11 protein-coding genes and 1 tRNA gene are annotated in these 12,344 nt (G+C 39.4%); 11 read left to right on the top strand and 1 reads right to left on the bottom strand.

The features are described from left to right. Window positions 1–2: 2 nt before the first annotated feature. The gene (gene cmk, locus GD631_RS21410) at window positions 3–836 is read right to left on the bottom strand and encodes a (d)CMP kinase (protein ID WP_185911535.1); all 834 of its coding nucleotides are present in this window, start codon (window positions 834–836) and stop codon (window positions 3–5) included. 70 nt (window positions 837–906) lie between these two features. On the opposite strand from cmk, the gene GD631_RS21405 reads away from it, so the two are divergent. The 11 genes from GD631_RS21405 (at window position 907) to GD631_RS21355 (ending at window position 12,335) form a co-directional block, all read left to right on the top strand. Next, on the top strand, window positions 907–1,590 hold the full coding sequence (locus GD631_RS21405) for an energy transducer TonB (protein ID WP_004321840.1): 684 nt from the start codon (window positions 907–909) through the stop codon (window positions 1,588–1,590). A 68-nt stretch (window positions 1,591–1,658) separates the two neighbouring features. Then, complete coding sequence (locus GD631_RS21400) at window positions 1,659–2,633, top strand: polyprenyl synthetase family protein (RefSeq protein ID WP_143257877.1); 975 nt, start codon at window positions 1,659–1,661, stop codon at window positions 2,631–2,633. Between the two features lie 15 nt (window positions 2,634–2,648). After that, on the top strand, window positions 2,649–3,365 hold the full coding sequence (locus GD631_RS21395; RefSeq protein WP_143257878.1) for a hypothetical protein: 717 nt from the start codon (window positions 2,649–2,651) through the stop codon (window positions 3,363–3,365). After that, window positions 3,359–4,135, top strand: coding sequence for a TatD family hydrolase (locus GD631_RS21390; RefSeq protein WP_143257879.1), 777 nt, complete (start codon window positions 3,359–3,361; stop codon window positions 4,133–4,135). The genes GD631_RS21395 and GD631_RS21390 overlap by 7 nt, the downstream gene beginning before the upstream one ends. A gap of 120 nt (window positions 4,136–4,255) precedes the next feature. After that, a tRNA-Ser gene (locus tag GD631_RS21385) sits at window positions 4,256–4,343 on the top strand. Between the two features lie 74 nt (window positions 4,344–4,417). Continuing rightward, entirely contained in the window at window positions 4,418–5,218 is an 801-nt protein-coding gene (locus GD631_RS21380; RefSeq protein WP_004315775.1) for a MotA/TolQ/ExbB proton channel family protein, read from the top strand. 6 nt (window positions 5,219–5,224) lie between these two features. Further along, entirely contained in the window at window positions 5,225–5,710 is a 486-nt protein-coding gene (locus GD631_RS21375) for a hypothetical protein (protein WP_143257880.1), read from the top strand. Window positions 5,711–5,746: 36 nt separating this feature from the next. Then, the gene (locus tag GD631_RS21370) at window positions 5,747–6,340 is read left to right on the top strand and encodes an ExbD/TolR family protein (protein WP_143257881.1); all 594 of its coding nucleotides are present in this window, start codon (window positions 5,747–5,749) and stop codon (window positions 6,338–6,340) included. A 3-nt stretch (window positions 6,341–6,343) separates the two neighbouring features. Beyond that, window positions 6,344–6,814 (top strand): ExbD/TolR family protein, encoded by a 471-nt coding sequence (locus tag GD631_RS21365; protein WP_004315772.1) that lies wholly within the window; start codon window positions 6,344–6,346, stop codon window positions 6,812–6,814. Window positions 6,815–7,057: 243 nt separating this feature from the next. Then, window positions 7,058–9,748 (top strand): zinc-dependent metalloprotease, encoded by a 2,691-nt coding sequence (locus tag GD631_RS21360; protein ID WP_143257882.1) that lies wholly within the window; start codon window positions 7,058–7,060, stop codon window positions 9,746–9,748. Between the two features lie 13 nt (window positions 9,749–9,761). Continuing rightward, window positions 9,762–12,335, top strand: a complete 2,574-nt coding sequence (locus tag GD631_RS21355; RefSeq protein ID WP_143257883.1) for a zinc-dependent metalloprotease — start codon at window positions 9,762–9,764, stop codon at window positions 12,333–12,335. The last annotated feature ends 9 nt before the right edge of the window (window positions 12,336–12,344 follow it).

The raw sequence follows: 12,344 nt of genomic DNA, 5'->3' as shown, positions 1-12,344 counted from the left end.
AACTATTTACTTACCTTATTAAATTGTTCGAAAAGCCATTCTTTTTGCTCTTCAATCGATAGGTTGGTATTATCCAGGAGTAACGCATCTTCTGCTTTGCGCAGCGGACTAACTTCCCGGTGCTGATCTATATAATCCCGTTGTTTCACATTTTCCAGAATCTCGTCGAAGCTGGCTTCCTGCCCCTTTGCTTTCAGCTCGTCGTAACGGCGTTGAGCACGGATTTCGGGAGTGGCGGTTACAAATATTTTCAGTTCCGCATCCGGGAAAACAGTGGTACCTATGTCCCGGCCATCCATGACAATCCCCTTCTCATTTCCCATTGCCTGTTGTTGAGCTACCATTGCTTCACGTACGAAGTCGAGCGTACTGATAGGGCTCACTTTGGAAGAAACCTCCATCGAACGGATTTTGTTCTCTACATTCACGCCGTTGAGATAAGTGTCGGGACGTCCGGTTTCTTTATTTAGCCGGAACGATATATGAATGTTCTTAATTTCTTTTTTTAGCCTCTCCGTATCGATAACGTCTCCGTCGAAAATTCCATTTTCTATACTATATAAAGTGACCGCACGATACATGGCTCCGCTGTCAATGTAAATGTAGCCCACTTCACGGGCCAGATCTTTAGCCATTGTGCTTTTTCCGCAAGAGGAAAAACCATCGATTGCAATTGTTATCTTTTTCATATTCAGTTCATCTGATTTGTCCGCCAAAGATACGGTAAATTTGAAAATCAACCATAAGTTTGCCGTTAAAAGGAGCAAGACAAGTATGAAAGAATTAAAAAAGTTAAAAAGCCGGATAAAAAGAGGTAAAGAGAGGAATGAATACATGAAAATGTACTATATTTGCCCGGAGACACATGAAAGGACACTTTTTTTTAATCATTATATTAATAAATTTATGGAAGTTAAAAAATCACCCAAAGCAGACCTGGAAGGCAAGAAGTCTACATGGTTGCTCGTTGGTTACGTGGTAGTTCTAGCTTTCATGTTCGTGGCGTTCGAATGGACCCAGCGTGACGTGAAGATTGATACAAGCCAGGCAGTAGCTGATGTCGTGTTTGAAGAGGAAATCATTCCTATTACCGAAACCCCTGAACAAGCAGCTCCACCACCACCTGAAGCTCCAAAAGTAGCAGAATTGCTGGAGATTGTGGATGATAAAGCTGATATTGAGGAAACAACAACTATTATCAATGAAGATAATCAAGCTCGTGTAGAAGTAAAATATGTGCCTGTACAAGTTGTTGAAGAAGAACCGGAAGAACAGACTATTTTCGAGGTTGTAGAAAACATGCCGGACTTCCCGGGCGGACAAGCAGCTTTGATGCAATATCTGGCAAAGAATATTAAATATCCGACTATCGCACAGGAAAACGGAACTCAAGGACGTGTTATTGTACAGTTCGTTGTTAACAAAGACGGTAGTATCGTGGATGCGAAGGTTGTACGTAGTGTTGACCCGTATCTGGATAAAGAAGCCCTCCGTGTGATTAACACCATGCCGAAGTGGAAACCAGGTATGCAGCGCGGAAAACCGGTACGTGTTAAATTTACGGTTCCTGTGATGTTTAGATTGCAGTAATTTGTAATAATATAAATTAGGAGGCTGCTTTCGGCAGCCTCTTTTTATTCATTAATTTTTTATTCATCATGTTTACAGCTTCTCAATTACTTGATAAGATAAATAATCATATTTCTGAAATTCAGTTTACCCGGACGCCGAAAGGACTTTATGAACCGATTGAATATATCCTTTCTTTGGGTGGGAAGCGGATACGTCCTGTATTAATGTTGATGGGATATAACTTGTATCGGGAGGATATTGCGTCTATATACGATCCTGCCACAGCAATCGAAGTTTATCACAATCACACCTTGTTGCATGATGATTTGATGGATCGTTCGGATGTGCGCAGAGGGAAGCCTACCGTACATAAAGTTTGGAACGATAATACAGCTGTTCTTTCAGGAGATGCTATGTTGATTCTGGCATTTCGCTATATGACGGGATGTCCGCAGGAACATCTGAAAGAAGTGATGGATTTATTCAGTTTGACTACACTTGAGATCTGTGAAGGGCAGCAACTGGATATGGAATTTGAGTCTCGCTGTGATGTTACAGAAGACGAATACATTGAAATGATTCGTTTGAAAACTGCGGTGTTGCTTGCGGCTAGTCTTAAAATCGGTGCAATTTTGGCAGGAGCGACTGCTGAAGATGCAGAGAATCTTTATAATTTTGGAATGCATATCGGAGTTGCATTCCAGTTACAGGATGATTTGTTGGATGTATACGGTGATCCGAAAGTGTTTGGTAAGAAGATAGGTGGAGATATCCTCTGCAATAAAAAAACATATATGCTTATCAAAGCACTGAATCGTGCGGATGAAAAGCAGCATATAGAATTGAATCGTTGGTTGAATACGGAAACTTCTCAGCCTTCTGAAAAAATAGAAGCGGTAACTGAAATCTATAATCAGTTGAATATCCGCAATGTCTGCGAAAACAAAATGCGCGAATATTATACGCTTGCTATGGAGAGTTTGGCAGCGGTGGCTGTTGCAGAAGACAGAAAAAAAGAACTGAAGAATCTGGTGAAATTATTAATGTATCGTGAAATGTAGTTAACGACTAAAGATATGCCTTACAGACGACTGCCAAATACAGATCAAGCAAGGGTTCGGGCGCTGAAAGCAGCGGTCGAAAAGGGTGAAATGTATAATGTACGTGATTTGGCTATTACATTAAAGACATTATTTGAGGCGCGTAATTTCTTGCATCGGTTCGAGGCAGCGCAGATTTACTATACCCAGTGTTATGACAATCAATCGCGTGCCAGCCGTAAGCATCAGATGAATGTGAAGACCGCCCGGTTATATATCTCTCATTTTATTCAAGTACTCAATTTGGCGGTACTTCGGGATGAAATCAAAGTGGCACATAAAGAACTGTATGGCCTACCTGTTTCAAATACTGTACCGGACCTGTTGAGTGAAGCCGCACTGGTAGAGTGGGGGAAGAAAATAATTGAAGGCGAACAACAAAGAACAACTCAAGGTGGCATACCTATTTATAATCCGACTATTGCACGCGTAAAAGTGCATTATGATATTTTCCTGGAGAGCTATGAACGACAGAAAAACTATCAGGCATTAACCACTCGAAGTCTTGATGAATTGGCATCCATGCGTGATCGTGCAGATGAATTGATTTTGGATATCTGGAACCAGGTAGAAGCTAAATATCAGGATGTCACTCCCAATGATACCAGATTAGAAAAATGTCGCGACTACGGGCTGATATATTATTATCGCTCCAGCGAAAAAGTAAAAGAAGAAAAAGAAATATCATGCTGATAGATACTCATTCTCACCTTTTTGTTGAAGAATTTACCGAAGACCTGCCACAGGTGATGGAACGTGCACGAAAAGCGGGAGTCTCCCATATTTTCATGCCCAATATAGATAGTACCACGATTGATGCCATGTTGTCAGTGTGTAGGGATTATCCGGGTTTTTGCCATCCGATGATCGGGTTGCATCCGACTTCCGTCAATGAATCCTATGAACAGGAATTAGCAATTGCGCACAAGTACTTGTCGACTTCCAATGAATTCGTGGCTATCGGAGAAATAGGCCTTGATCTTTATTGGGATAAGACTTTTCTGAAAGAGCAAATTTTGGTTTTTGAAAAGCAAATAGGGTGGGCGCTGGAGTATGGTCTTCCAATCGTTATTCATTCAAGAGAAGCATTTGAATATATATATAAGGTAATGGAACCCTATAAAAAGACGGCATTGACCGGCATTTTTCATAGTTTCACCGGAACATCGGAAGAAGCAATGAAATTGTTGGAATTCGAAGGATTTATGTTGGGTATTAATGGAGTCGTTACTTTTAAAAAATCGACTTTACCGGAAACACTGATGACAGTTCCTTTGGAACGTATTGTGCTCGAAACCGATTCCCCCTATCTAGCTCCCGTGCCGAACCGGGGAAAGAGAAATGAGAGCGCTAATGTGCGAGATACACTAATGAAGGTGGCTGATATTTATCAGATGGACCCGGAGTACGTGGCACAGGTCACTTCCGTGAATGCGTTAAAAGTGTTCGGAATCCGCAAATAAGGTTCGAAAGGTTTTAAATTATATTAATTTGCAGTATTTATTCAAGATAAAAGAGGGAGAATGCTTCAAGAAAAGAAAAAAAAGAATACATTTGTAGCTGAAAATGCGGAAAACTCATAAGGAGAGATGCTCGAGTGGTTGAAGAGGCACGCCTGGAAAGCGTGTATACGCCAAAAGCGTATCCGGGGTTCGAATCCCCGTCTCTCCGCAGAAATGAAAGAGAGATGAGAAGTAAATACAATAATAATAATCAATTAATTAATCTTAAAAATTAGACACACAATGAAAAAGTTATTTGCAATTGTTGCTGTGATTGGGGCCTTCACTTTTGGCTCAATTCAACTTGCTCAGGCTCAAGATGCTCCTGCAGCAGAACAAACTGAACAACAAGCTGCTCCTGCCGCTGAAGCTACTACAGCTGCTGCTCCTGCTGCAGAAGAAGGTGGTATTCACAAGGAAATCAAAGTTAAATTCATCGAAGGTACTGCATCTTTCATGAGTTTGGTAGCTATCGCTTTGGTGATCGGTTTGGCTTTCTGTATCGAACGTATCATTTATTTGAGCTTGGCTGAAATCAACACAAAAAAATTCATGGCATCTATCGAAGCTGCTTTGGAAAAAGGTGATGTTGAAGCTGCTAAAGACATTGCTCGTAACACCAGAGGTCCGGTTGCTTCTATCTACTATCAAGGTCTGATGAGAATTGATCAGGGTATTGATGTAGTTGAGAAGTCAGTTGTATCTTACGGTGGTGTACAGGCTGGTTACCTTGAAAAAGGATGTTCTTGGATCACACTGTTTATCGCAATGGCTCCGTCACTCGGATTCTTGGGTACTGTAATCGGTATGGTGCAGGCATTTGATAAAATCCAGCAGGTAGGTGATATCTCTCCGACGGTTGTTGCAGGTGGTATGAAAGTTGCCTTGATTACAACTATCTTCGGTTTGATCGTAGCGTTGATCCTTCAGGTATTCTACAACTATGTACTTGCTAAGATTGAAGCTCTGACTAGCGAAATGGAAGATTCTTCTATCTCTTTGTTAGACATGGTAATCAAATATAATTTGAAATACAAAAAATAATCGAAGATGAGTAAGTTAACATATAGAGCATCGTATTACGCACTTTATGCGATGTTTGCCATCATTCTGGTCGTATTGTGCCTTTTCTTTTTAGGAGGAGATGCTACAGGCGATGCAGCGATTGCGGGGGTAGATCCCGAGATGTGGCAGCCGGCTCAAACAGACGCCTTACTTTATTTGATGTATGCTTTGTTTGGCATTGCTATTGCAGCTACTATACTCGGTGCAATATTCCAATTTGGAGCAGCCTTGAAAGATAATCCGGCAAATGCTATTAAATCTTTACTTGGTTTGGTTCTTTTAGTTGTTGTTTTAGTTGTAGCTTGGTCTATGGGTGACGGAACACCAATGCAGATCCAGGGTTATAGTGGTACAGACAACGTTCCTTTTTGGCTGAAAATAACAGATATGTTCCTTTATTCTATTTACATTTTGTTGTTTGTGACAGTTGTTGCAATCATCGTGAGTGGCATAAAGAAGAAATTATCCTAATCAATTGAGTAATTCTCAATTAAATAAGTAATTACAATGGCAAGAGGAAAAAGAAAAGTTCCTGATATTAACTCAAGTTCTACAGCGGATATCGCTTTCTTGTTGCTGATCTTCTTCTTGATTACAACATCAATGGATACGGACCGTGGTTTGGCAAGACTTTTGCCTCCACCACCCGAAGATCAAGATCAGGATAATACTGATAAAATCAAAGAACGTAACGTCTTACAGGTATATCTGAATAAGGATGATGCCTTGATGTGTGGAAATGATTATATCGGTGTTGATCAGTTGAAAGAGAAAGCTAAAGAATTTATTGCTAACGTTGCTAACGCAGAACATATGCCTGAAAAAACACAAAAGAATGTGGAATTCTTCGGCACTTATCTCGTTAACGACAAGCATGTAATTTCTTTGCAGAATGACCGTGGATCTTCTTATCAGGCTTATATTAGCGTGCAGAACGAATTGGTGGCTGCATACAATGAATTGAGAGACGAGTTGGCTCAACAGAAATTTGGAACTACATATGCGGAATTGAATGACGATCAGCAAAAAGCGATTCGCGAAATTTATCCGCAGAGAATTTCTGAGGCAGAACCTAAAAAATACGGAGAAAAAAAGAAGTAAGTAATGGGAAAATTTAATAAGACTGGTAAACGTGAAATGCCGGCATTGAATACTTCTTCGTTGCCTGACCTTATCTTTACCTTGTTGTTCTTCTTTATGATTGTAACAACAATGCGTGAGGTAACGTTAAAGGTACAGTTTACACTTCCGCAAGGTACTGAACTCGAAAAACTGGAGAAGAAATCGCTGGTAACATTCATCTATGTAGGAGAACCTACACAGGAATATCGCGCGAAAATGGGTACTGAAAGTCGTATTCAGCTCAACGACAGCTATGCTGAAGTTGGTGAAGTACAAGACTTCATTTTCCAGGAACGTGCAAGTATGAATGAAGGTGATGCAGCTAAAATGACTGTGTCTCTGAAAGTAGACCAAAAGACAAAGATGGGTATTATTACTGACGTAAAAAATGCTCTTAGAAAATCTTATGCTTTGAAGATTAACTATTCGGCTACTAAACGTGGTGAAAAGTAATTAGTTAATTTGATATATAAAAAGAAAGGGTGTCCAAATCGGTTTGGACACCCTTTCTTTTTATATGCAAATGTTACATCATATTGGAATATAGCCATTTTACACTCTTTTAAATAAAAGATATATAAGATAAAAAAGAATAAAAGAATGCTAATTTGGTGTGATGTTATTCACTTTCAATAAGAATTATATATATGTTTGCACCTGTTTTATTATTTATAATATTATTAAATAATTTTAATTGTGAATAAGTTAGTTGCAAAGAAGGCGTTTCTTTTGCTGGTACTAGCGTGCGCAATGTTAGTGACGGTAGAACCGATTTACGCAAAGAAGAAAAAAAACACGAAAACTGCGAAGAAAGAGTCTCCCTATGAGAAGATTTTTAAAGGGAAGAAAGATGAGGTGAAAAAAGGGGTGATAACTCTTCATAAGATTGAAGGAAAAATCTTATTTGAATTCCCTCTTACTCTTCAGAATCGCGAGATGCTTTTAGGATCGACAGTTTCAGAGATTAGTGACAATGGAAATGCATTGGTTGGGCAAAAGGTTAAGAAGCCCCTGCACATTAAATTCGCATTACGCGATAGTGTGATGGAGATGCGCGAAGTGAGTAACTTTGCACGTCGCCCAATCTTTTCTACGAGTAAGGATGAGTCTATTAAAGAGGCGATGAAGAAAGGAATCGGAGAGCCTGTAATGGAAGGATTCAAAGTGATGGCTTATAATGCAGATAGTACAGCTGTAGTATTTGACATGACGGATTTTTTGGTGAGCGACAATAAGCGTATGGCTATTTTTGATCCTTATGGTAAGAAAACAATGTTCGGTGCTTGCGTTCGTCGGGCGACGTTCAAAAAAGAGCTCTCTTATGTCGATCAGATAAAATCATTTGATGATAATATATCAGTAACATCAAGTTTGAGCTATTTGCAGGATTTACTTTATATGGGGATTGTTGCAATAGCCTATCAGGAACCCGTGACGGTAAAAGTAAACCGGTCATTTGTTTTGTTGCCGGAGACTCCTGAAATGATGCCGCGTATGGCTGACCCCCGAATTGGTTATTTTACTTCTAATAAGGAAGAAATCGCCGATGATTATGACGGAGTAAAAATGAATACTTATACCAACAAGTGGAATGTATATCCTAAAGATGTAGAAGCTTACAAACGAGGAGAACTTGTTGAACCTACCAAGCCTATTCTTTTTTATGTAGATGACGCTTTTCCTGAAGAATGGAAAAAGGGTATCCATGAAGGAGTGCTGGTATGGAATAAAGCCTTTGAACGTATTGGCTTTAAGAATGTAATGCAAGTGAAGGATTTCCCAAAGGATGATCCAGAATTTGATCCGGCTAATATTAAATATAATTGCATTAATTATGCTCCGATTGGAATTGCAAACGCAATGGGACCATCGTGGATTGATCCCAGAAACAGTCAGATCATTAATGCTTCTGTATTTGTATATCACGATGTTATCCAGTTGGTGAATGACATGAGATTCGTGCAAACGGCACAGGTTGATCCAAGAGTACGTACTCCTAAACTTCCGCAGGATGTATTAGACGAGAGCTTGCGCTATATCATATCTCATGAGGTAGGTCACTGTTTGGGATTGATGCACAATATGGGATCTTCTTTTGCTTATGCAACGGAATCATATCGTGATCCTGTGTTTATGAAAGAACATGGTACAACTCCGTCCATCATGGACTATGCCCGTTTTAATTATATAGCACAACCTGAAGACAAAGATGTATGTCTTACTCCTCCGGTATTAGGCACTTATGATTATTATGCCATCAAGTGGGGATATACCGTATTCCCGCAGGCAAAAACTTCAGAAGAGGAGGTTCCTTATTTGGAAAACATCATTAAGAGTAAAATAGGGGATTTGGAATATAGATATGGAAAGCAACAATTGGGTTATGGGGTTTTCGACCCGACTTCTTTATCGGAAGATATCAGTAATGATGCCATGAAGGCAGGTGCTTATGGCATCAAGAATCTGAAATATATATTAGGTAATCTCAATGCATGGCTGAATGACAAGGATCCTGATTTTACATATCGTGATCATCTTTATGACGCATTGGTTTCGCAGTATGTACGTTATCTGAATAATGCCTGGGCAAATGTGGGCGGTTTCTTTATCAATGAACATTATGTCGGCGATCCGTATAACACATCTGAAGTGATTCCTCATGATATGCAAAAACGTGCTGTTCAGTTTGTTTTGAATGAATTAAAGAACATCGACTGGATAGATAATCCTGATGTGGTAAAGAATCTGACTTTTGATGGTTCAATGTCACGTTCTATCTTGAAATCAATGAGCAAGAAGATTCTGAATACAAAACGTGTTTCATTGGCTGCTTACCGTGATTCTTCCGCATATTCTCCACAGGAATATTTAGATGATATTTATAATATTTTGTGGGAGTCGACTATAAAGAACGTAGAACCGACCGAATCCGAACGTATTTTGCAGACCGAAGTCTTGATGGGCATTATTCGTAATGCTGACCCGCTGACGAAGAAAGACGAGATTGATGAAGTTTTGTTTGCAGATCTGAAACAAGCTGCCCAGACGGGTGCTTTACAGTTACCCGCCAATACGGATTTACCTTTGTTCCAACTATTTGATGTATATAAGCACTTGACAGAGCAGGGAGATGCAGATTGTTGTGTAGATGCAGGACATTATTACAAGACTGCTAACGCACTGAAAAAGATAAATGAATATGCAGGTTTTGATTATATCTATTATGTGCTTAACACTTCAAATAATAATCAGAATCATCTGTACTTTGATTTATTGACACGTATAAAGAATATAGTGGAAAAGCGTAAGAATTCAGGTTCATATGCAACCCGTTCTCACTATGAATATTTATTGTCTATCATTACTGATTTTGAAAAGGCAAAATAAAAATTGTTGAGTGATGAAGTTATTTATAGTGTTATTGACCGGGGCTTTTATGTTAGCTACCGGAACTTCTGATGTTTTTGCCAAGAAAAAGGAGAAGGTGCAAACGGAAGCAAAATCGGATACGGTTCAGACTGCTTCTAAAAAAAGGAATACTCAATATCCACGTTTGTTTAAGAACAAAAGAGTGGTGACAAAGAAAGGGCTTATTACAATCCATAAGATTAATGATAAACTTTACTTTGAATTTCCTAAAAGTTTGCTTGGACGTGACTTTTTGATGGGTTCTTCGGTTTCGGCAACAAGTAATAATGCAAGCGGTCTTGTAGGACAGACTATGACTACTCCGTTGCATATTCGTTTTGCTATACAAGAGGATCAGATATATATGCAAAATGTAACCCCTGTTTCTCGAATGGATGTATATAGCAACCAGTCTGATATAAGTAGGGCAGTAGCGAAAAGTAATATAACGCCGAATATGGAATCATTCAAGATTGCGGCTTATAATATGGATAGCACGGCAGTGGTATTTGAAGTTACTAAGTTCTTTCTTGCTGATAATAAACGCCTTCCTTTATTTGACCAGAATAGTGCTTCTTTAAGAGATGAGAAATATGGTAAATTGGAGTTGAAAGCTATCTTGAAAAAGAATCTCTCTTCTATCAGGAATTTCTATGTCTTTGATGATAACTTGGAAATTAATCTGGATATGAGTTTTTATCAGTCTCTACTTGCTAATAAAAGAGAGGTTAGAGGAGGAAATGTACGGGTGAAGGCTGTTTATTCAATGCTTTTATTGCCGGAAGAGGTAATGACCTGGCGGTTGGGCGATCCTCGTTTAGGATATACATATACCAAGAAGCAAAAGATATCGACAGAAAAAGACGGTACGGCTTTTTCATATTTGCAACATAAATGGAATCTGCTTCCTGCCGATGAGGAGGCATATCGCCGGGGTGATTTAGTTGCTCCACGAAAACCTGTGTTGTTCTATATCGATAGTGATTTTCCGGAAGCCTGGAAAAAAGCAATAAAAGAAGGAGTTAACTGGTGGAATGAAGCGTTTAAAATGGCTGGATTTAAAGATGCTGTGCAGACTGCGGATTTTCCAGCAAATGATACGACGTTTTATGCCGGAAATTTGAAGTATTCTTGTATCCGTTATGTTCCTGTAAATCTTTCAAAAACTCAGAGTAAAGTTTGGGTGGATCCTCGTAGTGGAGAAATTATTAATGGAACTATTTTTGTCGGACATGATATAGCTAAGACAATAGCCAATCAACGTTTTGTTCAAACAGCTCAAGCTGATGAACGTATACGGGGGGGGCAGTTGTCGGAAGAGATTTTATTAGAGGGTATCCGGCTTTATGTAGCTCGTGAAGTAGGTCATTGTTTAGGTTTGGCAGAAAATGCTTCCGCTTCGGCTGCATTTTCTGTAGAATCATTGCGTTCACCTGAATTTACCAAACAGAACGGCATTGCTTCTTCTGTGATGGATGAGCTTCCTTTTAATTATATTGCCCAACCGCGAGATGGTAAGGTTGATTTTGTTCAAAATAAGTTGGGAGCTTATGACTTATATGCGATTCAGATGGGATATATGCTCATTCCGGATGCGAAGACGCCGGAAGAAATCTGTGAAAAGATCATGAGATGGGTATCTATGAAGTCAGGAGATCCGGTTTATCGCTATGGAAAAGCGCAATATCAGGACGCAGAATATGATCCGAGTGCGCTCGGAGGTGATTTGAGCAACAATGCTGTTAAAGCGGGAAAATATGGAATCAGTAATCTGAAATATATCTTGGGAAACATGGATAAATGGGTGGAACAACAAGATTCGGACTATCGTTTCCGCATTCAGATTTACCCGGAGATAGTTAATCAGTATAACCGATATTTGATGTATGCTTTTCGAAATGTAGGAGGATTTTATCTGTCCGAACATAGGGTAGGCGATCGTAATCAGGCTCTATCTGTTGTATCTAAAGCGCAACAGCGTGAAGCGGCTCGTTTTGTAATGAACGAGTTGTGTAATATGACCTGGTTGGATGATTCTTCCATCCTTCGTAATATGCCGGTACAAACTCCGGTTTATCAAAAGATGATTAAGAATTTTGCAACTGCTTTGGTGGCTACTAAACGAGTGTCATTAGCTTACTACAAAGATAAGAACAGTTATTCTCCTGAAGAATACTTGAATGACATTTACAGTGGTGTATGGGCATCGACTTTAAAAGGTAAGTCATTGAACCGTGCAGAGATGCTGCTTCAATATGAAGTGATTGCTGCGATTTTGAGAAAGTTGCAGTTGCCCAATCACATGGAAACTACAGGTCGTGAAAAGAAAGGTAAGAAGATTGAAACACTGTTACAGTCTGTTCGGCCTGAAGTAAATACAGTTGGAGGATTCGGACCTTTGGGATATATCACCAATTTATCTAATGATAATCAGTTGCATTTGTATCATGGGCTGTTGATTCGTGTTCAGAAGTTGATGGAATCGCGTTTGAATTCTGGTTCTGATGAAACAAGGATGCACTATGGACAGTTGCTTGAGAAGATAGAAGATATACGTAATTGGTAAAATAATAAG

Source organism: Bacteroides luhongzhouii (genome assembly GCF_009193295.2).
Taxonomy (GTDB): domain Bacteria; phylum Bacteroidota; class Bacteroidia; order Bacteroidales; family Bacteroidaceae; genus Bacteroides; species Bacteroides luhongzhouii.
Note: the sequence above shows the minus strand (reverse complement) of the source record. Positions and strands in the feature narration are given on the sequence as shown.

Excerpts from the sequence above, each read along its gene's own strand:
- cmk (WP_185911535.1), bottom strand. The coding sequence starts at position 836 with ATGTATTCATTCCTCTCTTTACCTCTTTTTATCCGGCTTTTTAACTTT.
- GD631_RS21405 (WP_004321840.1), top strand. The coding sequence starts at position 907 with ATGGAAGTTAAAAAATCACCCAAAGCAGACCTGGAAGGCAAGAAGTCT.
- GD631_RS21400 (WP_143257877.1), top strand. The coding sequence starts at position 1,659 with ATGTTTACAGCTTCTCAATTACTTGATAAGATAAATAATCATATTTCT.
- GD631_RS21395 (WP_143257878.1), top strand. The coding sequence starts at position 2,649 with ATGCCTTACAGACGACTGCCAAATACAGATCAAGCAAGGGTTCGGGCG.
- GD631_RS21390 (WP_143257879.1), top strand. The coding sequence starts at position 3,359 with ATGCTGATAGATACTCATTCTCACCTTTTTGTTGAAGAATTTACCGAA.
- GD631_RS21380 (WP_004315775.1), top strand. The coding sequence starts at position 4,418 with ATGAAAAAGTTATTTGCAATTGTTGCTGTGATTGGGGCCTTCACTTTT.
- GD631_RS21375 (WP_143257880.1), top strand. The coding sequence starts at position 5,225 with ATGAGTAAGTTAACATATAGAGCATCGTATTACGCACTTTATGCGATG.
- GD631_RS21370 (WP_143257881.1), top strand. The coding sequence starts at position 5,747 with ATGGCAAGAGGAAAAAGAAAAGTTCCTGATATTAACTCAAGTTCTACA.
- GD631_RS21365 (WP_004315772.1), top strand. The coding sequence starts at position 6,344 with ATGGGAAAATTTAATAAGACTGGTAAACGTGAAATGCCGGCATTGAAT.
- GD631_RS21355 (WP_143257883.1), top strand. The coding sequence starts at position 9,762 with ATGAAGTTATTTATAGTGTTATTGACCGGGGCTTTTATGTTAGCTACC.